The sequence below is a fragment of the Lacrimispora algidixylanolytica genome, from assembly GCF_003609635.1.
GTDB classification, from domain to species: domain Bacteria; phylum Bacillota; class Clostridia; order Lachnospirales; family Lachnospiraceae; genus Lacrimispora; species Lacrimispora algidixylanolytica.
The window spans coordinates 86,144-109,477 of record NZ_MCIA01000016.1; the positions used below are offsets into that span (position 1 = coordinate 86,144).

Annotated in this window: 20 protein-coding genes and 2 pseudogenes; 9 read left to right on the forward strand and 13 right to left on the reverse strand. The window is 33.2% G+C overall.

Going from position 1 to position 23,334, the window contains the following annotated elements; genetic code table 11:
• Positions 1-87: 87 nt before the first annotated feature.
• Positions 88-1,380, reverse strand: coding sequence for a LysM peptidoglycan-binding domain-containing protein (locus BET01_RS11200; RefSeq protein WP_120196894.1), 1,293 nt, complete (start codon positions 1,378-1,380; stop codon positions 88-90).
• Positions 1,381-1,800: 420 nt separating this feature from the next.
• Here BET01_RS11200 and BET01_RS11205 point away from each other — a divergent pair, with 420 nt between their 5' ends.
• Positions 1,801-2,784, forward strand: coding sequence for a YARHG domain-containing protein (locus BET01_RS11205; RefSeq protein ID WP_120196896.1), 984 nt, complete (start codon positions 1,801-1,803; stop codon positions 2,782-2,784).
• 274 nt (positions 2,785-3,058) lie between these two features.
• Positions 3,059-3,343 (forward strand): DUF2442 domain-containing protein, encoded by a 285-nt coding sequence (locus BET01_RS11215; RefSeq protein WP_120196898.1) that lies wholly within the window; start codon positions 3,059-3,061, stop codon positions 3,341-3,343.
• A 328-nt stretch (positions 3,344-3,671) separates the two neighbouring features.
• Here BET01_RS11215 and BET01_RS11220 read toward each other — a convergent pair whose 3' ends face one another.
• From BET01_RS11220 to BET01_RS11265, 11 genes are all read right to left on the reverse strand, one after another.
• The gene (locus BET01_RS11220; RefSeq protein ID WP_120196899.1) at positions 3,672-3,920 is read right to left on the reverse strand and encodes a transposase domain-containing protein; all 249 of its coding nucleotides are present in this window, start codon (positions 3,918-3,920) and stop codon (positions 3,672-3,674) included.
• The gene (locus BET01_RS11225) at positions 3,920-4,312 is read right to left on the reverse strand and encodes an IS66 family transposase (RefSeq protein WP_120196901.1); all 393 of its coding nucleotides are present in this window, start codon (positions 4,310-4,312) and stop codon (positions 3,920-3,922) included. The genes BET01_RS11220 and BET01_RS11225 overlap by 1 nt, the downstream gene beginning before the upstream one ends.
• A gap of 161 nt (positions 4,313-4,473) precedes the next feature.
• The gene (locus tag BET01_RS21450; RefSeq protein WP_147422809.1) at positions 4,474-4,656 is read right to left on the reverse strand and encodes a hypothetical protein; all 183 of its coding nucleotides are present in this window, start codon (positions 4,654-4,656) and stop codon (positions 4,474-4,476) included.
• 200 nt (positions 4,657-4,856) lie between these two features.
• Positions 4,857-6,047: a thiamine pyridinylase gene (gene bcmE / locus BET01_RS11230; protein WP_120196903.1), complete on the reverse strand. Its 1,191-nt coding sequence runs from the start codon at positions 6,045-6,047 to the stop codon at positions 4,857-4,859.
• Between the two features lie 196 nt (positions 6,048-6,243).
• Complete coding sequence (locus tag BET01_RS11235) at positions 6,244-6,975, reverse strand: hypothetical protein (protein WP_120196904.1); 732 nt, start codon at positions 6,973-6,975, stop codon at positions 6,244-6,246.
• 254 nt (positions 6,976-7,229) lie between these two features.
• The gene (locus BET01_RS11240; RefSeq protein ID WP_120196906.1) at positions 7,230-8,183 is read right to left on the reverse strand and encodes a nucleoside-diphosphate kinase; all 954 of its coding nucleotides are present in this window, start codon (positions 8,181-8,183) and stop codon (positions 7,230-7,232) included.
• Positions 8,180-8,878, reverse strand: coding sequence for a polyprenyl diphosphate synthase (uppS, locus tag BET01_RS11245; protein ID WP_158585043.1), 699 nt, complete (start codon positions 8,876-8,878; stop codon positions 8,180-8,182). The genes BET01_RS11240 and uppS (BET01_RS11245) overlap by 4 nt, the downstream gene beginning before the upstream one ends.
• Positions 8,868-9,566 (reverse strand): polyprenyl diphosphate synthase, encoded by a 699-nt coding sequence (gene uppS, locus BET01_RS11250; RefSeq protein WP_120196909.1) that lies wholly within the window; start codon positions 9,564-9,566, stop codon positions 8,868-8,870. The genes uppS (BET01_RS11245) and uppS (BET01_RS11250) overlap by 11 nt, the downstream gene beginning before the upstream one ends.
• Before the next feature lie 204 nt (positions 9,567-9,770).
• Entirely contained in the window at positions 9,771-10,970 is a 1,200-nt protein-coding gene (locus BET01_RS11255; RefSeq protein ID WP_120196911.1) for a hypothetical protein, read from the reverse strand.
• A 63-nt stretch (positions 10,971-11,033) separates the two neighbouring features.
• The gene (locus BET01_RS11260) at positions 11,034-12,479 is read right to left on the reverse strand and encodes a DUF92 domain-containing protein (protein WP_120196912.1); all 1,446 of its coding nucleotides are present in this window, start codon (positions 12,477-12,479) and stop codon (positions 11,034-11,036) included.
• A 210-nt stretch (positions 12,480-12,689) separates the two neighbouring features.
• Complete coding sequence (locus BET01_RS11265) at positions 12,690-14,534, reverse strand: B12-binding domain-containing radical SAM protein (RefSeq protein ID WP_120196914.1); 1,845 nt, start codon at positions 14,532-14,534, stop codon at positions 12,690-12,692.
• A gap of 341 nt (positions 14,535-14,875) precedes the next feature.
• On the opposite strand from BET01_RS11265, the gene BET01_RS11270 reads away from it, so the two are divergent.
• From BET01_RS11270 to BET01_RS11290, 7 genes and pseudogenes are all read left to right on the forward strand, one after another.
• Positions 14,876-16,105 (forward strand): MFS transporter, encoded by a 1,230-nt coding sequence (locus tag BET01_RS11270; protein WP_120196915.1) that lies wholly within the window; start codon positions 14,876-14,878, stop codon positions 16,103-16,105.
• 1,058 nt (positions 16,106-17,163) lie between these two features.
• Positions 17,164-17,451 (forward strand): hypothetical protein, encoded by a 288-nt coding sequence (locus BET01_RS21860; protein WP_207667602.1) that lies wholly within the window; start codon positions 17,164-17,166, stop codon positions 17,449-17,451.
• Positions 17,448-17,891 carry an NTP transferase domain-containing protein gene (locus BET01_RS21865; RefSeq protein ID WP_207667603.1) on the forward strand — a complete coding sequence of 148 codons (444 nt, stop codon included), beginning with the start codon at positions 17,448-17,450 and terminating at the stop codon, positions 17,889-17,891. Before BET01_RS21860 ends, BET01_RS21865 begins: the two co-directional genes overlap by 4 nt.
• 359 nt (positions 17,892-18,250) lie before the next feature.
• On the forward strand, positions 18,251-18,829 hold the full coding sequence (locus BET01_RS21870) for a phosphotransferase family protein (RefSeq protein ID WP_207667604.1): 579 nt from the start codon (positions 18,251-18,253) through the stop codon (positions 18,827-18,829).
• Positions 18,830-18,944: 115 nt separating this feature from the next.
• Positions 18,945-19,832, forward strand: coding sequence for a choline/ethanolamine kinase family protein (locus BET01_RS11280; RefSeq protein WP_158585044.1), 888 nt, complete (start codon positions 18,945-18,947; stop codon positions 19,830-19,832).
• Positions 19,833-20,263: 431 nt separating this feature from the next.
• Positions 20,264-21,190, forward strand: a complete 927-nt coding sequence (locus tag BET01_RS11285) for an NAD(P)/FAD-dependent oxidoreductase (RefSeq protein ID WP_120196917.1) — start codon at positions 20,264-20,266, stop codon at positions 21,188-21,190.
• A gap of 506 nt (positions 21,191-21,696) precedes the next feature.
• Positions 21,697-21,834: pseudogene (locus BET01_RS11290) on the forward strand (MerR family DNA-binding transcriptional regulator); the annotation flags it as partial.
• 165 nt (positions 21,835-21,999) lie between these two features.
• Here the strand turns inward: BET01_RS11290 and BET01_RS11295 are convergent.
• Positions 22,000-23,240: pseudogene (locus BET01_RS11295) on the reverse strand (IS256 family transposase).
• Between the last annotated feature and the right edge of the window lie 94 nt (positions 23,241-23,334).

Consider the following 23,334-nt stretch of genomic DNA (forward strand, 5'->3'; position numbering starts at 1 on the left):
ATCTGTTCATACATTATATTGTAAATTTCTTATGTATGAAAGAAACGATTCCATTACAATCTGCCATGTTAGACATCGGCTTCCTTGTTAATCTACTACGAGTTTTTCTATATAATATTTATTATTAATAATTAGCCACAATTGAGCATCGAATATCATGATCGTCCAAAGAGATAAACCTTGAAGTTCATATTCTCCTACCATCGTCGTTCTTGTGTCATAGCTTCTTGCATCTTTAAACCATACTACATGTAATATTTCATCACCATCCGAGTAGTTTAGATAAGGAGATTGGGCTGCTTCATTAAATTGAATTGGAATATCATTATTTACAGCAATTCGTATTGCACTATTATTGCTTATTATTGTGGCTTCTGTAGCACCAGGAACATAAGGAAGTTTCCAGTCATAACCAACGGTGGTCAACCCTAAAAAAATCTTTTCAGACGGAATAATATTCACAGCATAATTTAACAATTCTATTAACACATTAACGGGAAAAATGGAACTAGGGTAACCTAAAGTCCTGGCCCAATCATATGAGGCAAATATGATTCCATCTACATCTGCAGTTAATTTTGAATAATCTAGCTTTTCAAAGCTGATGTTGATGTTATCTATATTTATAACGGGTGTAATGGTAATCACGATTCTATAACCTTCTGTATGAAATACCTCTGAGGCTTTCTTCAGATAATTTGAAATGTTATCTATGTTATCAAAGCTAATGTTTTCAATGTATAAATTTATACCATAGTAACCCTTCTTTTTTAGTATTTCAAGAGAGCTTTCAATAAGACGATCCTGTACTGAAGAATTATTTAATATATTATAATTCACTTCAGGATTCAACATGCCCTCTTCTGTAATGGTAGAAACAAACATCATGGGTGCTACACCATATGATATAGCTAGCTGGACAAGTTCAATGTCATCAGCAGCGGTAATGATTTCCCCTTTGTCTGTAGCCCTATAATTAAATATTGTTAAATATGATAAAAAAGGAAGAGTTTTTATTAAATCAGATCTATCTACATAAGGAAATATATAACCACTCGTTGCAATTGTTCTTGTTTTATTTGTTTGATATTGTATTACAATTATTTCACCAGCGTATATATATTGTCTATCAGAGAGATAGGGATTATTTCTTAAAATTTCTATAGGAGAAACATTGTGCTGTTTGGCAATACTTTCCAATGTATCACCAGCTTGGACAGTATAGAGTATTTCAGGCTGAATAATCACAATGGTTTGGCCAATTGCCAGGTTGTCTGGGTTTCTGATTCCGTTCTCTAGGATTAATCTGTCAACGGGGATCTTGTATTGCTCTGATATTGACTTAATTGTTTCACCAGATTGAACAACGTGTATGGTCATATGTCCCCTTTAAATGGTTTTATTCATTCTATATTTATGCTACCCTAATCTGTTCATACATTATATTGCAAATTTCTTGGTGATTTTTTGAGACAGGTCTATTACAATCTGCCGATTGAAACATCAATATACGTCAAGCCCATTTACATAATTTGATGATTCATGTTGACAATGGCGTAAACTGCAATGAATTGTGGTCTCTGATGAATCCTGTCTTGAATCACTTACGTCTTACACAGCACTGTAACCAATTTCTTTTCTATTTAAGATAAATCCATAAAACAAATGCAATGACTAGCCACAGCACCAGCAATTTGCTACAATATTATTAGATGTACCATTATATTTCATATACATAAAAGTATTCTATGAAGCGATTTTACAACTGCCAAATACGTATTTGGTTCGAAAGGTGATTTAATGAAAAGTAAAACTAAGATAATAATAGTTTGCAGTTGTCTCATCCTGTTTGGATGTACCAAATCCATTTCCCATAAATCGGTGGACATTGAGACAACTCAAACCATAAAAACAGAAGCTGAAAAAGAGATCGAAAAAGAAAATTATGAAAGTTATTCCGGCCTTTGGACGGTAAATGGTCTCAGTCATGATGCCGTAATTTCTAATGGAGGCGCAGAGTTTTCCTTCCAGGTTAAAGACACAAATAATTTGAACGGGTATTTTTTCACACAGCAAGCCACCAGCCAACGTATATCAGAAATCGATACTATTACTGGTAAAATAATTAATGGGGAATTAAATTTCAGATTTGACGATGACGTCTGGGGTGGTTCCGGTTTACTTCATATCACGTTTCGCAGCGATGCCATTCGAATTGAAGTACAGGACTATAAAATGAATGATACTAATATGTCTGGCTACGGAATTTCCGGCTCATACCAATTGAAACGATCTGAAAAAAATGAAGCAAAGGATTCCGAAAACAAAGTATTAGAGGGCCCAACGTCTGAAGAGGAATTGCTTGATGCGGTACATGAAAAATATTATTCACAAGGGACTGATATTGAGATGGTCAATGCAATAGAAGAAGGAAAACAATATCGTGAGAAATGTTCTTTCTATCCTGAAGTTGCAGAATATTTAGAGACGGTGAGAGAAGTAACGGATATTTCTTCTCTTGTAGAACCTTTGTATTATACGGATATGAAGATTTATCAAGTACAAGATTTCGATCAGGTTCCTCCTTTAATCATCCACCTGGCCAAAAATGAGATTTATGCAAGACATGGATATATATTTAAGAATGAAGATTTAGACAATTACTTTAAGGGGCAAATATGGTATGAACCATCGATATCTCCTGAAGAATTTAAAGACAGTCTTTTTAATAAAATTGAGCAGTCGAATTTAAAGCTGTTATCCGGTTTGGATGCTTACAAATAAACGAGTACCAGTCTCAGACGATGAAACGGGTATGGAACACTTGGTAATGATTTACCATGTTTATTGAAATTTTCCTTCCTAGCGTCTCATTGGTGAAAATAAAGTATGAAGTTTAGTAACTACGTGGATCAACAATGGAAAAAGCAAGATTTATTTGATTTACACTAACTTGCATGGTGTACAATTCATCAAGACGAATTAATTCAAACTGGGAACTCACAAAAGGTCAAAAGCCATTGAACAGAATCAATCCTTTAGTATAGGAGTTGTAAATATGCAAGATTATTTTCCTGTGGTCGTACAAGTGATACCCCTAGACAATTACCATGTACAAGTATTTTTTGATAACGGAAAAATCGTTGAGTATGACGCATCAAGTCTTTTGCAAGGTGAAGTTTTTAAGCCATTACAAGATATCCAGGTATTCAAAGACACATGTACTGTCTTAAATGACACTCTTGCTTGGGATATATCAGGAGATAGAAGCTTGAGCGAATGTATAGACCTTGATCCGTTCATGCTTTATGAACTAGAATCCATTAACCACTTGATTGCATAAGACATATAATAATTAAATATTTTAACAAAAGGCGGTTATGCGAACCGTCTTTTTGTTGGATGAGGTATAATTAATTTCGCAAATTTAATTATACCTCATCGAAAAATCGACTTCCTTTATCATTATTAATATGTTTATAAATACTAGCATTATTTTGTTATATCTAAAAGTTCTTTCATGATTTATTTCAAGCCGCATTATCACTCTATATGGTCCTTATTAATATTAGATTTATCATTATATAATTAAGACATTCAAATAATACCTTTTTTGTTAAGTTCTATTTTACTTATAAGAAATTGCCCAATCGTAAACGCTCCATTGTGAGTTACACCCCAAAAACAACCGCTCCTAGGAGTGGCATGTTTTTATAGTGATTTCCAAAATTACCTAGAAGCTTATCTGACCAGAGCAACAGATCTTTGCAGAAACTGCTGTCCTTTTTCTCCAGATGTTTAGGAATCTCTGTCAGAAGATATTCAAAATAACCATACGGCATTAAATGATTTGCTTTCGCTGTCTCAGTTATGCTGTAATTAATTTCTCTGACACCAGCTCTTGCAATGGTATTTATCATTACCCAGTTTTTCTTTCCCACACAGAAGGAGCGAATGGACTGTTCTGCCTAATTGTTATCCATTGAAACTTCTCCATCTTCAAGGAATACTTGAAGGTAACTTTTCTGATTGATGCAATAGGTGAATCCATTATGGGTTTTTCATCGTATTGTGTTACATGAAAAGAAAGCTGCTTTTGATGAAGATACTCATACATGGTCTGAAAATAAAATTCGGAGCAACAGATGACCCCGTTCGACATGGTCTGTCTGGATAAGTTTACTCCATTTCTCTGGAATTCTGCTTTAATCCAGGCAACAGGAATGGATTTCACATACATTGCATTGATGGTTCCCGCACCCAGAGATGGCGTAAAAATACTGTCATCCTGGCGGTATCCTCCGCTTCCCACATAAACATGGACCGTATGTTTTTCAAAGGTCCATGAGGCAGGTTCATAACGCGGTCGCCTGTATTCTTCTGCAGGAAGCTTGCGCCAGTTTCCTTAACTATAAACTCCGTTTAAACGCTCAATAGAAACATCATGATCATGGATTTCATCCGGAAAACCCTTTAGATCTTCTTACGCTTGACTGGTTGTTTCTTTTTATGGGATGGTATAATGACTTCATCTGCCTCCATTTTCGCTAAGGATTCATCATACAGATATTCACACTCGTAAAAAAGGATAACTGACAATCCTTTTTTTTGCCTGTCTCCCAAACTGATGCTGGTTGGCAATGCGGATATGCTCAATGAGATTCTCCATGTTTTCATTCAGTTTCTGAACTGTTTCAAAGGTCTGCATATTTTTTATAACACACCTTAAAATTAATAATACAATTTTTAAAAATACAATCTAATTTACTTATGTAGCTATTGTACCTTAATCTATATAGTAAGTATTTAGTTTTTATTATGATTGCTTTTAATACTTTTGTAAAAAAGATAGAATTCTATTTTAGAATAATATCCTTCGCTGATTCAAGCCATGTTCTACTACTTGGTCCCATTATAAAAAGTTTATTCTCTGGCTTGGAAACAATATTTAATAATTGATCATATACAGGATAATCTTTTTTTAACTCATTATAAACACTGAACCGAGCTGGCAATATGTATTGAGGATGTTGAGTCGAATCATTAGGCCTTATAGAGTTAATAAGTACTTCATCAGAAGCAATTATATTTGCTAATGTTATTGCCAAATCTTTTTTGTCACACTCATTCAAATTAGCATTAATACCGACAAGGTCTCCATTAAACAATGGGTAATCTCGTTTATTAGATAATGATATGGTTTTAAAATTAATCTCATTTATACAATCTGTCATACTATTCATAGCTTCTGTATAACCAATAAAGGCTCTTCCTATGCCCATCTCAAACCACTTTGCTCTAATATAAGAATCATTATCCTCTGGCCAAAAATTAGACTGATTAAATCCTGCCATTGTCTGTAGTAGTTTCAAGCTTTTTACAGTATTTTCATTTAACCGGTTTAAGTCAGGCAGTATAAAATAATTACTGTATTCTTGATTAGTGTCGGATAAAGCATCTAGATATAAACAGGCTTTTGTGGTACTGTCGGACATATCTATCAATAATCCCTCACCTTTATTAGGAATAATACTGTCTGAATTTCTTTCTCCCATAACATTATATAACTGATATACATTAGAAATTTCAGAAAGTGAAAAATCATCTTTTCTTGTATATAGTAAGTTAGTACAAATAATTTGTGGTATGGCATAAATTTTATCATTAAATTTACTATCTTCTAAAGTAAAATTAATAATATCCTCTTTATCGTTAATTTGTTCGGCTGATATAGGCATTAAATAGTCTTCTTCAATAAAGTGAGACAAAAATATAGAATCGAATACGAATACATCTAAATTCTCAGGTGGCTCTGAACTATAGCAATCCCATTCAATAAAGTTCAATACTACCTCAGGTTGAACTTGCCTCCACTCATCTATAACAGCCTGTTTAAATCTCTTAATATCTGGAACATAACCATACAATGCAACATTTATAGTGTTTTCTCTGTCCGATGATTCAGCAGCTATTGCTGGCATATTAAATAATAAAACTACTAATACAAACATAGATATAACTCTCTTATACCATGCTGTTTTTTTCATACTAATCCCACTTCCCATACTTTTTATTTTATTAATGATTTTCTAAACTTACTCTAAATTAAAAATATTAATAATAATCGAATTTGAATGACAAGGAACCTGTACCTAAATCATTTTACTTATATAAAATTCTTCTTGCCAAATACTGAAAGTCAACAAAAAATCTATGTTAAAAGATTAAGATTTAATATCATAATTATTCAAGGCGCAATAACATACGTTTGATGATTTTCAATTGATTATCTACCAGAAAGGGAAGGTGTTGCTCCGTTACGTTAACAAAAACGAAACCATCTATATACTGCGTTACCAGATCATTTGCTTCTGTCTCCATGTATACTTTTGGTACCCACTTCGGTTGTAATATTAATTTACTATTACAGGCATTTATGGCTGTCATTCCTGCCATAACAGCAAATGAATTACTTGTTAACGTCCCAGTATAGTCTGAAACATCAGCAAAATGTTTTGCATCATCGTAGCTTGATTTGCATGACCACCGATACAAATAAATAATATAGTTTCTGAGTTCTTCATAGTTAATTTGTTCTTTAATAGTTTTTCCAAATATGCAAATCCCCTTGTATATTCGAGAAAGTACCGTTAACTTCACGCGATCCTCTATCAACACCAACGATTTGTTGTGTATGTCCGCGATTATTTGCATCACTTTATCATATTCCCAATATTCAATGTCAAACTTCACACCATTTATATATGGACAACTTATTTTTGTAATCCCATAATCCCACTGACATTTAACATTTGTATTGCTATGAGTCAACACATAGAGGTCTATATCAGAATGCTTATTCCCAAGTCCATCCATTTGTGACCAATAAGCGATTACACTTATCACATTATCATCACAATTGATTGATTCAAGTATGGCAGATATCGGGATATCCACATTGTTAAAATTTATCATATTATCACTCCATTTCATTGATTTTTTTAGTTCACATGATGTTCCAAATAAATGTTACAGTATCATCAATTGTTCACTGAGTCATTCAGTTAAGATTTTAACTTTTTCTTTTAACAATTTCATTTTCTTAAAAGTAAGAAAAGCAACGTGAATTGAAGGTCAACGGTCATCATTACTTCGTTGTCAAATATGTAAGAAATTGCGTTTCTCTATATTCAATTGGAAACAATGACAGCTAGTTTTATATTTTTTATCTAATTGTAATATTCACTCCAAATGCTCTGCAATAAAGTGTTCTTAATGACCACTTTTTCCCACCTTGAGAGTAACATATCCTTTGTATCAAAGAGTTCTTCCAAATCACTAATAGGTATATCTGTTTTTCCACTCAAGGCATAAGCAATCATAAATAGATGAAGCAAATTGGGGTAACTATCTGATACTTTATTTATAAATTCATAATATGTATTTGATGAGATCAATAAATCAATTTTTTCTGTTGTTTTATCTAGTGCATACTTAAAGTTCATAGCAATAGTTGCATATGTTCGTAACCGAACAATACTGACAATATCATTTGCAGAACTATGTTGATTTGTTAGTGTAAACTGGTAATTCAACACCTCAACCTCAATATTTTTACTTCCAGGATGCTCAATGACATTGTACAAATCAGAATCATTAAAAAATATTGATGCCTCACGAATCATATTGTAGGGATCGTCTGAACTGTGAATAACATTCATTATCATACTAGTTGAATTAAATAATGCTCTTACTGTCTTTTCTCCTTTCCCATGATAACTCCCCTTAAGTTCAAGCAGCGATTCTATTAATGGTTTACTATTACAATTTGAAGAATGAAGAAGCAACGCAGCACATGGTCCTATAGACCAAGATTCTTGAAGCAGCCACCAGTAAACCAACTCTCCCTTTATAAACATCCTTTTAAAAGCATGTTTGTATAGCAATTCTAGTTGTCGTGTAGATACCTTACATGTGTTTAGTAGCTTAATGTCAAACTCAATATTATCATGCAGAAAATCCATAATTTGCTGCACCAATCCTCTTTGGATAGCATCTGGCGTTATTATCATAAAGGTATATTCTTGTAGCAATTCCTGCTTTGAAAAGTAATGAGTCGGCATTGAATATTGTGCATCATCAAATTTTTCTGCTAGTTCCTTTAAGTTGAATGCATTACTCATTGTCCTCTATTCCTTTCTCGGTGATTATATTCATCAATCATTTCTATTAAATCATTTTCAGAAAAATCAGGCCAGAACTTGTTGCAAAAAAACAATTCAGAATATGCCGCTTTCCAGAGTAAAAATCCACTAGTTCGCTTCTCTCCTCCTGTTCGTATTACTAATTCAGGTTCTGGCAGATATCCAGAAAACAAATGCTTTTCGAACAACTCAACTGATACTTCGTCAATGCTATTATCTGATAGAATACTGTTAAATGCCGATGTAATTTCATCTTGACCACCGTAATTGAATGCGAAAGATAATATAAGTCCAGTACAATCTGCTGTTTCCTTCTCAACTTTGTCTATAGTATGCAATAAAGAATCTGACAGATTTTCTCTGTCACCTACGATTTTTACTTGTATATTCTCCTTCTTGAATTCCGCTATTGCCATAAGATTTAAATTAATTAGGGTCATCAAGTTCTGCATTTCTTTTTTATCCCTATTACGATTATCTGTAGACAATGTAAAAACAGTCAAATACTTAATGCCAATTGTGGAACATTTGCGGATGATTTTTTTTAACACTTTAACTCCTTCACTATGTCCTTGATTAACTGGTAGGCAATTTTGCCGTGCCCACCGTCTATTTCCATCCATTATTATTCCAATATGCTCAGGTACCCCTGTAACAACTTGATTATTTTCCATATCGTCTTTCCCTCTTTTCATAATCATTAATAGCTTTTAAAAAATCTTCTTTTTTAAAATCAGGCCAATATTTTTCAAAAAAAACGCATTCAGCATATGAAGATTTCCAAAGCAAAAATCTCGTTAATCTCTGAATGTTTGCTGTACGAATAATCAAGTCAAGAGGGGGAAGATGAGAGGTGTATAAATATCTTTCTATTGTATCCTTCGTTACAACCTTTATAAGACCTCTTTGCTTAATTGCTTGATTTAGTGCATTAACAATTTCTTCATGCCCATCATAATTTAGGGCAATGGTTACGCTTAGACCGTCACATTTAGAAGTACTAGTGCTAAGATCTTGAAGAATTCTCTGTTCATCTTTGGTAAATAAACTGATTACACCTGCAAAATAAACACGAATGTTATTTTCAATAAACCATTGTTTATCACGAAGTCTTTCAAACAGTAAGTCTAACAACGCACGTATCTCATCGTTACTTCTCTTCAAGTTTTCAAGTGAAAAGGCGAATGTGGTAAGATATGGTATTCTCATCTCTAAACAATACAAACAAACCTCATCAAAAACTTGCTGTCCTTGCAAATAACCTTCAGATATATTTTTGTTATTTTCTTTGGCCCATTTTCTATTTCCATCCATTATTATTCCAATATGCTTTGGGATATTTCGTCTATCAAAATTTTCCACTTCAAATACCTCCTGCTTTAATTATTTTATCTTGTTCTCAACTATGTATATATATTGTGGTTCAAACCCAATTGTAATTGATTAAAATAATTTTAAACCTCCTACTTGTACATTTTAAACAAATTTATCAGATTTATATAGCTGATGATATTTCACACCAACACATTATTGATTATTTATATACTAATTAGTACTGTTATCATATTAAATGTGATTAATTGTATTAAAATCTAATTCTTCAAATAAAAATTTATTAGCATCTCTACTCACCTCCTTTATGGCTTCATATAGCTTGGACTTAAGAATAATGTATTCATTGATTATTTCTCGAGCACGTTTTTCGTTAATGACATACGAAAACTGTTTTGACATCCCTTTACTTACTTTATATACTAACATACCATTAGTTTGCATTGTAAAATAGGTAAGTAAATTACAGTGGTTTGTCGGATCAAAAGAATTCGCATACATTTCAACACCACTACTCGAGACAATCAAACTATATGTGCCATCTGTTATGGAATACGCTTTTTTTAATCCTATTTCTGCCTCGCTTTGCATTGAATATAGGTTTCTGGCAAAGGCGAATGATTCCTGCTCGTACAAAAATTGTGTAAAGTTATTATTATCAGCGTTATTGCATAATCCATTAATTATTAAAGCGTATAGATTTTTCATGCTGAAAACTTTTTCCACATGTTGATTATCTAGCCGTGGGTGATAATAAATAAGTGGAACATGTGTTAAATCATTATAAGGTTCGAAACAGTGTGTATGTCCTCGTCCAGATTTGTGAGTCAAAAAATCATTTCCATGGTCGCCATAGATAACAAGTTGAACTTTGTCCTGCAATTTGCTTGCAAACAGACACTCGATCACAAAATACACGGTCTCAATGGTACGTAACTTTCCTTTATACCACTGTTCTAAATAAGATTCGTTGTTAATTTCAGCATTTTCCAACATAGCCAAACTACTACTGCCGTCATAGATAAATAGTGTAAAATCATTGTACTTGTTTAGGTAATTACGTATTTCATTTCTAAAACAAGAATAACTACCAAATAATTCAAAGTTTGGAAATAGTTGTTTTAATGAAAATAGATCGCTACTACTCCAAAAGGGTGGATAAAATAAAGCTTTACTATTTGGAATCACTTTGTTAAGTGATAAAATATGAGGTTTACTATCTTTTAATCGTGATGAAGATATTGATGTCTCATATTTACTCATGTCACCTGATAAGACATCAGCAATTGCCATTATCGTTGAGGTAGAAGTTGAGTAAAAATTGTTAAACCAAATGCGTTTTATCGGTAAATTGTATAACTTATAATACAATTCCTGAAATTGTTGAAGATGTATCATACTAATACTTTCTAGATGAATAATTATTGTATTCATTATATATCTCCCTGTTGTTAATAATATATAGCTGAAGTTTTCTATGATTAATGCTACAGAGTATTATGATAATAATAATTGATAAATGGAAACTGATAGAAAAGTGGCTAACAAGATACTGATAAAATTTACATAATCATTGTTTATCCACCTTATTCCACTATAGACTTCTAGTTTCTTTCCATTGCAGAACTCTTTTTCAGTAATCTCCCCTTCGGGAGTTATATACTTGATCTGCAGTGCAGCCCCAATAAAACTATCAATCATTGACCCAATAACTCCCGAAATGACAACACTTATAAACATACCTGCTCTTGAATATAATACAACACTTCCAATAATAGATGCTCCAACAAGACTTCCTAAAAAACCAAGAAATGTAATACCACCAGATAGACCGGATTCAGTTTTCTTGAAAGTCAATATTGAGATAGGCGCACTCTTACTAAGCATCCCTATCTCAGACGAAAATGTGTCTGATGAAGCCACTGCCAAGCTAACAAATATTCCAAACCAAATTGAATCAAGCCTTGTAAAATAAAAAATAACTGATAATACAACTGTTACAGAACCATTAGCCAGAACCTGAATATATGAACGTACACCATTTCGCTTGTGTAGTTGTCTTGCACGATTCTTGCAAACATTACTCGGAATAGATGCAATTGATGAAGACACAAGGAATACTACTATGCCAATTAGAGGAAGCACTCCTACAGAAAAATACACAAGGAACATCATTATTACAGTTATAAAGCAGGCAGATAAGGTTAATGAATCAGCAAGCCAAACAAGAAAAACGAATAATACAATTAAGCTTGTAACAAATATGATAGAAGTTGAATTTGGCAAAAAATGATTGCATATCAATATTGTTGAAACTGTAAACGGTATTAGCAGATTATCTAAACCTTTTGTTGCTATATACTCAGATAAAGTTGTAAGAACACACATGCTAAGCATTAATCTTAAGTCAATTACTCCATATGTTATATATTGGAAAGTACCATAAATAATGGCTGTTACAAAAAACATTGTGATTGAACCCTCAAATGTCTTATCTGAGGTCTGTAGTTTATACTTTCCATATTTTATTCCTATTAGGGCTGCCAATCCATCACCATAACCTAATATAAGTATACTAATGATTGCTATTTCTCTTATATTAAACGAATATGCAAAAACAACTACTAATGTTGCCGATACTGAATACCATATTGTACCGAATGAATCTGAATTATCTCTTTCCATCGATTTAAATAGATTAAATTTTTTTGATAAAGCATTTATAACTATAAAAATTAGCGAAGGGATTGCCGCAAACCAAACTGAATGGTTAAAAAAACAAACAATAAAAATATAGTGAGCAGTCAAAATATGAATTACTTTTCTGGAATTTTCCTTATTAATATTTTTCTTCTTTTCGGTATAAACTTCAGAAATTACCAAAACTACAGTAACATATAACACTGACAATAAAACTCCTATAATTTCTCTTACAATAACCATAATTACCTATATCCTTTCGTATTAGTCATAAAGCCTGATAAGTGATAAAAAGCTATACCCATATTAGTGTTTTTAAAAAAATAACGTCATTTATGAAAATCATAAATTTGTAAATCTAAATATAAACTAACGTAGCTATCTTTTCTTATAAACTTTTTAGGTTGCCATTACAATCAGTTGTTTATTAAGGATAAAAAGTCATTATTTATATTAATTCACCATAATTTGTCCAAACTTAAGATTTACATTGCAAGCAAATTTGTCTTCTAAAGTGTCCAACAAAATGACCTCAAAATAATTATGTGGATCCGCATAAACATGATATATGTTACGTGCCTTACGTATATCTACATAAGTTTTACTAAAAGCATCAATAATATTATCAAAATATGTGGATGCTTCTCTCAGGATAGTTGCTCTGGAGTTTACTGTCTCTGCCAGTAGTGTTTCAAAATCCTCTTGTCGCTTAGATGAATTTTCAATGTATTCAAAGCAGCTTTCGAAAATACTATAATATATTTCTCTTTCTTCTTTATTTAAATACTTATATATTGAATAAAGTATATTGTAAATGATTTCGTCTTTTTCTTCGTTTTGGGAGGTATATCCAAAAAATCCAATCTCTTTTTTGTATTTATCTAAAACTCCAAAAAAATCGCAAAGTAGTCCGGTATTGTTCTTATACAGTTCCTTACGAATACGGCGGATTGTACCCTCAACAAATTCTACCCCCTTATCCATATAGAAATTGTTGATCCAACTTTCTCCAAATTTTGGTGGCTCCAAGTTGAATCTATGTATTAAATCATGATACATTTGTGTTCCATAATACACATTCATTCTGTTTTGAAGATTTTGAACTGTACTTAACCCAGATTCTTTTAACCAATAATAATTCTCTTTGAGCTCTTGATACGTCATTGCTGCGTCGAACATTATATAACCCAACTCCACTTGATATTTGGGTATTCCAGATTGTTTAAGTTCATATAAAGCTTTATTGTTTTGCTGTACAGTACACTTCTTGTTATATCTTTCTAGTACACTATTACAACCAGCTTCTGCGCCAATGAATATCCGAAACAAACCATGATTAACCAATTTTTTAATTAACTCTGATTGGACTGTATCAGCACGAATCTCCACATGAAATTTAATTTTCAAATTTGCTTCATCTAATAGATAGCAAAACTTGTCAACCCAAATTTCACCTTTCTTAGAAGGTAGAATAAACAAATCGTCAATGAAGTAAAATTCTGTAACCCCGTAGTTTTCTACTATTTCTTTTATCTCATTAACAACATTTTCAGGACTTCGCTTGTAAACCATATGATTGCCTAACAACTGATAAACACAGCAAAAACTACAATTTCCAAAACATCCTCTTGATGTAAACATATAAGCTGATGAGAGTTGGGTGGATCCGTTTTCTTTCAATTCGTGCATTTCAGTTCTAAACGATAGTGGAACTTTATCCAAATTTATAATTCGTTGTCTTAAAGGGTTCCTGATCACACCCATTACATTTCGATATGTTAGTGATTTAATGTCATTCAATGTCATTCCGTATAGTAATTTGTAGGCTAACTCTGTGATTAAAAATTCTCCTTCTCCACGGCTAACTGAGTCAAAATATTTGCAATCCTCCAAGATACGTTTATCAGAAACAGTGGCTAGAATTCCTCCTATTGTGATATGTACATTAGGTAGTTTTGCCTTAATCAAGGATGCCACTGTTTTGGCCACACCGTAAGAACGCTCTGACTTACAGGAAATTCCAACAAAAAAAATGTCATCATGCTTCAGAACATATTTAGATGTTTCATAAGCATCCCATTGATTCATTTCTGAATTCACCGCAACACACGAGTACCCAGCCTTTCGTAGACTTCCAATTAGACAACCGAGCGTAAGACTCTCAGTAGAATAGTTTCTATTTTTGGTTCTTGTTTCCTCCACAAAAGGATGGATTAATATTACTTTCCCTTTCCTGTTTTCAGTATTAACCCACAATTTGTAGTCATTATCTGAATGGGTCATATGTGTTTTACACATGTATCAATTCCCCCTTAATTGTTTATATATATTTTATATCTATATGTTCATACTATTTTTTAATAATAATTTTATCAAACAATAATACATAAAGATGTATAAGCTTTTCTACTCTAAAACATAAGTCTTTTCCGTATTGACATCAAGACTCAATGTCTATACTATTGTTATCATCATAATTGTATGGAATTCTATCAAAGTCATGTGAAAGCCCCCCTTTTACTGATGCGAAAAACTTCCTTGTAAAAAGTCGTAGAATAATGATTTTTAACATTGCAAGACAATTATAGGAATCCCTACTATATAATGTATCATTTTAAAATAATACGGAGAGTAAATTTATGAAAAATACAATTCAGTCATGGAAACGTCATTACCTAACTATAATAATTGGCCAATCAATTTCACTGATAGGAAGTTCAGCCGTACAGTTTTCAATTTTTTGGTGGCTGGCAAGCGCGACTGGATCTCCCATCGTTATGTCCTTGGCTGCTTTGTTTTCATATCTTCCTCAAATATTACTTGGACCTATTGCTGGAGTATGGGTTGATCGGCTCAACCGAAAAACTGTCATTATTTGTGCTGATCTTTTCGTAGGTGCTACTACTTTTTTAGTGGCCATAATGTTTTGGCTAAACTATATCCCTTTCACAATAGTTTACATCGTAATGGCGATTCGTTCCGCTGGGAATGCTTTTCATCGTCCTGCTATACAGGCAGCCATTCCCATGTTAGTACCTAAGAAATATCTAGTTAAAGCTAATGGATGGGGACAGTTTTTACAATCAGGTTCCAATATGCTTGGACCAGTAATTGGTGCAGCAATGTTATTAGTGTTCCCTCTTTGGCTTATTTTACTTACAGACACAGTTGGTGCTATAATTGCCAGTATTGCTGTGGGTGTAGTCAAAATACCTGATCCATGCAAAGAAAGGCAACAAACTCATCATTTTTGGTCGGAAATGAAGGAAGGTTTCACTACTCTTGCAAATGATAAAACTCTCCTGTTAGTTACTTTAATTACCTTCTTGGCGATGGTTTTCTATGCTCCTTTAAGCAGCTACTACCCGCTCATGAGTAGTGAGCACTTTGATGTATCTGCTTGGCATGCAGGTTTCGTTGAATTAGTATATACTCTAGGAATGATGTTAACTGCATTGTTTTTTAGCCACATGACTATCCATAAGAATAAAATAGCCGCTGTGCATATTGGTGCATTATTGCTAGGATTAGCTTCTTTAGTGTGTGGCTTACTTCCTGGAGATAGACATTGGTTTGGAATATTTACTCTCGCTTGCTTTATTTCCGGCATAGGATATAATGTATTCAACATTCCATATATTGCCTACATACAAGAAACCATTCCTGCTGGAGAAATGGGAAGAGTCTATTCTTTAATAAGCAGTTTATCAACCATATCAATGCCTCTCGGTTTGCTTATAGCAGGATCATTCTCAGAACAATATGGAGTCGGAAGGTGGTTTTTAATTGCTGGTATTGCTATTTGCTTGCTAACAACCATTAGTGTTTTTATAGTGAATTCTCTTATTGATAAGCAATTTGCTGAATAATCTCAATTTATAATCCTCCTTTTTTCGACATATAATTCCATAATTAGACAATATTCTGATTATATTGCTTATTTTTATTTATTTTTTAATTATACATCCATGAAATTCAAACGTCAATATGAAACAAAAACAGTCGCCCATGAAACTTGTGGTTAAACTTGCATAAAAATGACTTATGAATATATATGCTAATTTCGTAATAGGGCCACTTTTGAATCAGTTTATTTATCCTTTACATGGCAATACCATAGCCATGTAAAGGATAATTGTGATTCCAAGTAGTGAATACGATGATATACTTATGATTTTTATTAACCAGTTTGTTACTAATATTCTAATCATCTGGTATTCTTATTACTATAATGAGAAATACTAATTCTAAAAATATTTTCTTAAACTCACTCAGTAGCATTCTTCTGTCCATAAAACTTATAATGATTTTTAAACTGGTTTTAGCTGTTTGTACCAATTGTTGAAGTATAAAATAAAATTCTCAACATAATATTAAATGAAAGAAATTAGACCTCTTTATAAAAGGTATATTACACACATCTTTTCTACCCAAGTGCCAAATACTCTTACATTGGCAATCATTACAATGTTTCTATATAAGCGATAAATCATCTATTGCCTTTACCATTGTATCAAACTGAATATTATATTTGATTATTTACTTACCTTGTCGATTTGTTGCTGTCAGTGATAATCTATTAACTAAATAGCGTCAAAATTAAACAGTAATATTCTTTCCGCGTATTAACTTTACAAGTAAGTATCGTTATTAAATACCTCTTTCATATTAACAATATTTGAACTTATTGAACCTCCTAAATCAGGTCTTATTTTGAAACATGTCTATAGTTCCATCAGTAAAAGTGTCTCATTGTAACTTTGGGACCGGTACTGAATTCGATGCATTACTTTTCACTAGCAATGACAATAAATATAATAGTTATTATGACCACAGCTCATCATTTACATTTGTTGACATTCAATTTAAACTCTGATATTGTTAAATTATTCCATATATAAAAAACGAACAAGGAATGATGTACATTATGCTGTCTAAGACACAATTTAATATCTTATATTCTATCTTCTGTTGTAATGACATAGAAAGTATCCAACAAAGAGAGCTTGCCCAGCAACTAGCTATTTCGTTAAAAGATATTAAGACGTATTGCAAAAAGCTCAAGCAAGAAAAACTATTAGATGAGAAAATGCAATCAACACTCACCGGTATACAAGCTTTGGCTCTATATCAAGTGAAAAACGCAATCATTATGGCTGCAGGTATGAGCAGTCGATTTGCCCCGCTTTGTTATGATAAGTCCAAGAGCCTATGATGGTCAAAGGCGAGGTTCTTATAGAACGGCAAATAAGGCAGCTACAAGAAGCTGGCATAGACGACATTACGGTGGTAGTTGGTGATATGAAAGAGAAGATGTATTATCTAGCTGAGAAAATGGGTGTAAAAATCGTGATAAACGAAGATTATTATTGCTATAACAATACCTCTTCCCTAATTCGAGTAGCGGATAAGCTTGGTAACACATACATCTGTTCATCGGACAACTATTTCTCTGAAAACGTTTTTACGCCCTATGTGTACCATTCTTATTACGCCGCAGTTTTCGAGCGTGGAGAAACTGATGAATACTGCCTAAAATGCAATTCCAAAGGCCGAATTATACAGGTCAATATTGGAGGTCGAGCATCTTGGTATATGCTTGGACATGTTTATTTTTCACAAGAGTTCAGCCATAAGTTTATTGATATTCTGTAAATGGAATACGCTTCACCCGTAACCAAAGATCAACTGTGGGAAGACATGTATATTCGGCACCTAAATGTACTCCACCTTTATATTAAGACCTATGATAGAGACAAGATTCATGAATTTGATACTTTAGAGGATCTTAGAAGATTTGATACTAGCTACATGACAAATGTGGACTCAATTATTTTTAAAAATATTACAAATCTTCTTTAGTGCAATAACAGTGAAATACAGGTTATTCACCCCATAAAAACTGGATTGACGAAAACATCTTTTGTTTTTTCATGCCGTGACAAAAAATATGTCTATCGGCATACCAACACAGAAATTAAAAAAATACCACTCGACAGAGTGAAGCCTTTTCGATGGGGTATGCAAAAAAGCTTGAACTTGATAACACATTCATCTACATGGATCCTTTGGAAGGTTGGAAGATATCACACTACATACAGGATGTACAATCACTGAATTATTACAATCATTCGCAAGTTGACACAGCGTTGTTTATGATTCACAAGCTTCACAATGCTAATATTGATTCTAAATACAGCTTCAACATCTGGGATATAATAGAGAAAATGGAGGGGGAGATTCAAAAACAAGGACGAGATAAATTCCAGGATTACGACTCACTTTACCATGATGCAGAAAAGTTATTTGAATTGACAGAACATGATAAGGTAGCAAAGTGTTTGTGTCACTGTAACTTTTGCAATATAAATATCTTGATTGATCAAAATAACAAATTCTATTTAATTAATTGGAAATATGCTGGAAATTCTGATCCTGCCTGCAATATTGGTATGTTCATTGCATGTTCTAACTATTCGTTAGATGAAGCAAAGAACATTATTCATCGCTATCTGCTACGTGAACCATCAATTAGTGAACTTAGCCACTACTTAGCATATGTTTCCGTTATTTCCTATTACTTGTTCCTTTGAGCTATACTTCAAGAAAGCATTGGCAACCAGGTAGGGGGATTGCTATACATCTGGCACAAATACATTAAATTATATGGCACAGAAGCTCTTACATCGTACGAGACGGAGATTGATAATGATGAAAATTGAACTATCTGACAAAAAAAATATTGAAAAACTGGCGCAAACAATATTTCCGGTAAACTCTGTAATTTCATTGACTCGCCTTGGTGGACTGACCAATCGGTCTTATTGTGTTCTTATGGATTCTAGTAAACAATATGTATTCAGGCTCCCAGGAGAAGGAACCGAAGAACTAATCAACCGCCAATACGAAAAAATCAGTACAGTTCTTGCGTGTAAACTTGGAATTGATACAGATCTGCTGTATTTCTGCGACAAAACTGGCATAAAAATTTCCAGATACATAGAAAATGCCCGTACTATGTCGCCTAACACTATGCGGAAAAGAGAAAATATCCTGGCTGTTGCAGATTTATTAAAAACACTTCATAAATGTGATTTTAATACTGGTGTTCCTTTTGAATTTTTCCAAATGGTAAATGGCTATGAAGATTTTATTAAGTCAAATAACGGCAGTTTCTATGAAGACTATCATGATGTTAATAGGCAAGTAATGCAAATAAAAAATGAAACAGACAAAGGCATTTCAACCCTTGTACCTTGCCATAATGATCCATTGTGCGAAAACTGGATATGTGATGACAGTCGGATGTATCTAATAGATTGGGAATACGCTGGTATGAACGATCCTTTTTGGGATTTAGCTGATGTGTCCATCGAAGCTCAAATGAATGACGAGATGGACGCAAAGCTTTTATCATGTTATCTCGGTCATAAGCCTATGGAAGATGAAAAATTTAGATTTATGGCAAATAAAATTTATCTTGACTTTTTATGGAGTCTTTGGGGAAAAACGAGAACTCCCTTTGATGGTCATCTTATGGAACAATACGCACTTAATCGGTATATCCGCTTAAAACAAAACCTTTTATCTATTTAAACAAAATAAATTTGTATGAAATAAAAATATGTTTTTAGGTTATCTGCGAGCGTATTATGAGGTCTTAGTACATCATATTTGGATTGGGTTCTATATGAATCCATTTATCTCAACATAATAAGCCATCATATTAGTATTCTAAACACATTTTGACCAATACGTTTTCTGAAGTATGAGTTTTAATTTATATGAAATTCAATCACCAGCTATAAGACTAGTTAATCCCAAAAAATAATAGAGACTTTTGCTTGAATAAAAAACAGTTAAGAATATACGATACATAAGCCTCAGCAGGAGGGGACATATTTATACCTAATAGCTTTTGTCCAATAGCAACCAAAAGTTTGACATTTTTTCTTCGTAATGAACATTTAGTTAGTAGTAAAAGCATAAAAACAGTTATTAAATGATTAAAAAAGGAGGTAACCAAAATGGTGTATGATTGTATTATAATTGGTTGTGGTGTTTCAGGTTCAATCTCCGCTTATTTACTGGCACGTCAAGGTTTTTCTGTTCTTGCTATAGAAAAGTTACCAAAATATGGTGAGAAAATCTGTGGTGGATGGATATCGCATCGTAGTATTAGCCAATTAAGGCAAATTGACATAGATGCAAATGAGCTATTATTTCGTGGAGCAGCAAGTATTAAGCATGGGAAAATTTTTCAGTATGGTGATTGCGAAGCATTTGACTATGCACCAGATCAGTTCAGTATTGGAACCACTCGCAACAACTTTGATGTTTTTTTATCAGAGCAAGCTATGAATGCCGGTGCAAAATATATTTTTGGTGAATACGTAAAAGAAGTATCACAGGAAAATGAACTGTATTTAGTTAATGGCCATTATGCCAGAAAAGTTATACTGGCTATTGGAGCAAGGCAATTCAATAAAGATGCTGTTCTTAATCAAATCCCTGCATTTGGAATTTCGGAATTGGTCGTGGGTAAGTCAAAAATTAAAACAGACACATTTTATTTCTATTATGATATAGGTATGTTATTACCTATGGAAGGACGAAACGCTCTAAATTATTTTTGGATTATACCTGTTAGTGTCAACACTTGGAATATTGGAATGGGATTTTTAACAGCTTGCAAGAACATGTATAGACAATTCAAATATTGTAAAGAACGCTACGCAGTTAATCTTTTTGAGAACATGAAAACCATCCTAGAACCGAGAGGAAATATGTTGGGAACTGTTGATTTTTCTGGTGGAATATGCCCTTATCATATAACAGGTGATTTTTCCGGCACATGCAATCCTGAGACAGGAGAAGGAATTCTTAACGCTATATTGTCTGGAATTCAAGTAGCTAATGAGGTTACATTAGAACTTAAAAACAAATGCAGTTAATTTTGACATAGATGCAAATTTGGTTAAAAATTTCACTAATAGGTAATTTTAATCATGTGCTAAGTAATTTTTTATTATCTACATTACTAACAATTAAAAAACAAACTATTATTAATATTTAGGAGTTGAATAAGTTTTTTCTTTACTTTGTACTTAAATCAATTTTAGACAGGTAAAAAATGCAAAATAAGGTGCCTTTGAACTGCCACACGATTTGTGTGGCAGATTTTCTATCTACCACCTTTTTCTTTATATTTCTTGATTCGTTTATTCTCAGTAATAGAGAGATTCTCTTAGTGTTTCAGAAGATAGCGCTTCATTTCTATGTTCATGTTGGGTTTTACTATAATAAAAAAAATACTAATACTCCTTTTTTATAATTTAACCTTACTCTTCTACTTCCCACTTTCTGCATTATTACTCAGACAATATTGCATGTTCTAATTTAAATAATTAAATTGAAGTATTGGTTATATTTAGTATAATTATTTTCAGGAGGTGCTTTCATGTTTAAAATCGGAGATTTTTCAAAAATAACACAGGTATCTATACGAATGTTACGATATTATGATGAAGTAGGACTCTTTAAACCTGCAGAAATTGATACATGGACAGAACATCGTAGATACTCTGTGGAACAAATAGTGAGTATGTGAACAAATTCTGTAAAAGTGAATCTTCTATGATAATGATTGGGCTGATAGCTCCTAAAAGTGTGTTCAGCCCTTGATTTATATATAACAGCACATGCTGGGCATGTCAAGTGCAGACGGATTTTTCCGTCTGTTTTTTTACTTTATATTAAACCACTATTCAGGCAGTCGCCCATCATACATAATGCTTAATTCACCGTAGACCTGACCCCAGTTACGGATGGCATACTCCATTTTTTTGTGGCTTCAAAGGTTGAAAGGTATAATGCTTTTAATAAGGCCTTATCACTTGGAAATACGCTTCTTTGACGGTTTAGCTTACGGTATGTAGCATTTAAGCTCTCTATGGCATTTGTGGTATAGATAACCTTGCGGACATCAGAGGAGAACTTAAAGATGGGGGAAATGGCATCCCAGTTCTGACTCCAGCTCCTCATGAAGTTCGGATATTTTTCAGACCATCTCTCTGTTACCCGCGCCAGAGCTTCCAATGCTTTTTCTTCGGTTGGTGCCTGGTAGATTGTTTTTAGGTCCGTTGCAAAAGGCTTTCGCTCTTTATCGGATACATATTTCAGAGTGTTTCGTACCTGATGAACAATACATCTCTGATATTCTGTTTTGGGAAATGCGGTTAAAATTGCTTCTTTGATTCCAGTCAGACCATCTGCACAGATAAGTAAAACGTCGTTTACTCCACGATTTTTAAGCCCGTTTAACACAGATAACCAGTACTTAGAACTTTCATCTCCCACTATTTCAATGGTTAGAACTTCCTTGCGTCCATCAAGATTAATTCCAAGAACGACATAGGCTGCAAGTTTACGAATGACACCGTTATATCTTACAGAATAATGAATGGAATCAATATATAGCACTGGATAGACCTCGGAAAGAGGGCGGTTCTGCCAGTCTTCGATTTGCGGAATTATTTTATCTGTCACATCTGATATAAAACCCTCAGAAGCTTCAAAGCCATAGATATCATTAATAGTGTCCGAGATCTGTCTGGTCGTCATTCCCTTCGCGTACATGGATATGATCTTCTGATCAATTTCAGAGATATCTTTCTGCCTTCTCTTCACCACTTGTGGCTCAAAGGTAGACTTTCGATCCTCAGGTACATCAATCTTCATGCTTCCATAGCTACTGTTAATCTGTTTTAATTTATAACCATTGCGGTAATCATCGTTATCCGATCGTTCGGATTTACTGTAACCAAGGTGGTCGTCCATCTCTGTGTCCATCATTTCTTTAATTGTACCACCCAGAAGATCTTTAAGAGCTTCCTGGATATCCAGCGCAGACTCAATGTCATACTCTTCAAGAAGCTGCCGGATAATGTTACGCTTACCATCTGTCATTTGTACTCTGTGCACTGGTTTCTTTTCTCTCGCCATAATAAAAGGCCTCCTATGATATATTATTTTATCATAGAAGACCCTGTTTTACAGAGAAACTTTCACATGCCCGATAGTGATGTTACAATTTCCC

Excerpts from the sequence above, each read along its gene's own strand:
- BET01_RS21865 (WP_207667603.1), top strand. The coding sequence starts at position 17,448 with ATGATGGTCAAAGGCGAGGTTCTTATAGAACGGCAAATAAGGCAGCTA.
- BET01_RS11270 (WP_120196915.1), top strand. The coding sequence starts at position 14,876 with ATGAAAAATACAATTCAGTCATGGAAACGTCATTACCTAACTATAATA.
- BET01_RS11235 (WP_120196904.1), bottom strand. The coding sequence starts at position 6,975 with ATGATAAATTTTAACAATGTGGATATCCCGATATCTGCCATACTTGAA.
- BET01_RS11205 (WP_120196896.1), top strand. The coding sequence starts at position 1,801 with ATGAAAAGTAAAACTAAGATAATAATAGTTTGCAGTTGTCTCATCCTG.
- BET01_RS21870 (WP_207667604.1), top strand. The coding sequence starts at position 18,251 with ATGGGGTATGCAAAAAAGCTTGAACTTGATAACACATTCATCTACATG.
- BET01_RS11280 (WP_158585044.1), top strand. The coding sequence starts at position 18,945 with ATGATGAAAATTGAACTATCTGACAAAAAAAATATTGAAAAACTGGCG.
- BET01_RS11215 (WP_120196898.1), top strand. The coding sequence starts at position 3,059 with ATGCAAGATTATTTTCCTGTGGTCGTACAAGTGATACCCCTAGACAAT.
- BET01_RS11265 (WP_120196914.1), bottom strand. The coding sequence starts at position 14,534 with ATGTGTAAAACACATATGACCCATTCAGATAATGACTACAAATTGTGG.
- BET01_RS11240 (WP_120196906.1), bottom strand. The coding sequence starts at position 8,183 with ATGAGTAATGCATTCAACTTAAAGGAACTAGCAGAAAAATTTGATGAT.
- BET01_RS11255 (WP_120196911.1), bottom strand. The coding sequence starts at position 10,970 with ATGAATACAATAATTATTCATCTAGAAAGTATTAGTATGATACATCTT.
- BET01_RS21860 (WP_207667602.1), top strand. The coding sequence starts at position 17,164 with ATGCTGTCTAAGACACAATTTAATATCTTATATTCTATCTTCTGTTGT.
- bcmE (WP_120196903.1), bottom strand. The coding sequence starts at position 6,047 with ATGAAAAAAACAGCATGGTATAAGAGAGTTATATCTATGTTTGTATTA.
- BET01_RS11220 (WP_120196899.1), bottom strand. The coding sequence starts at position 3,920 with ATGATAAATACCATTGCAAGAGCTGGTGTCAGAGAAATTAATTACAGC.
- BET01_RS11260 (WP_120196912.1), bottom strand. The coding sequence starts at position 12,479 with ATGGTTATTGTAAGAGAAATTATAGGAGTTTTATTGTCAGTGTTATAT.
- uppS (WP_158585043.1), bottom strand. The coding sequence starts at position 8,878 with ATGGAAAATAATCAAGTTGTTACAGGGGTACCTGAGCATATTGGAATA.
- BET01_RS11200 (WP_120196894.1), bottom strand. The coding sequence starts at position 1,380 with ATGACCATACACGTTGTTCAATCTGGTGAAACAATTAAGTCAATATCA.
- BET01_RS11285 (WP_120196917.1), top strand. The coding sequence starts at position 20,264 with ATGGTGTATGATTGTATTATAATTGGTTGTGGTGTTTCAGGTTCAATC.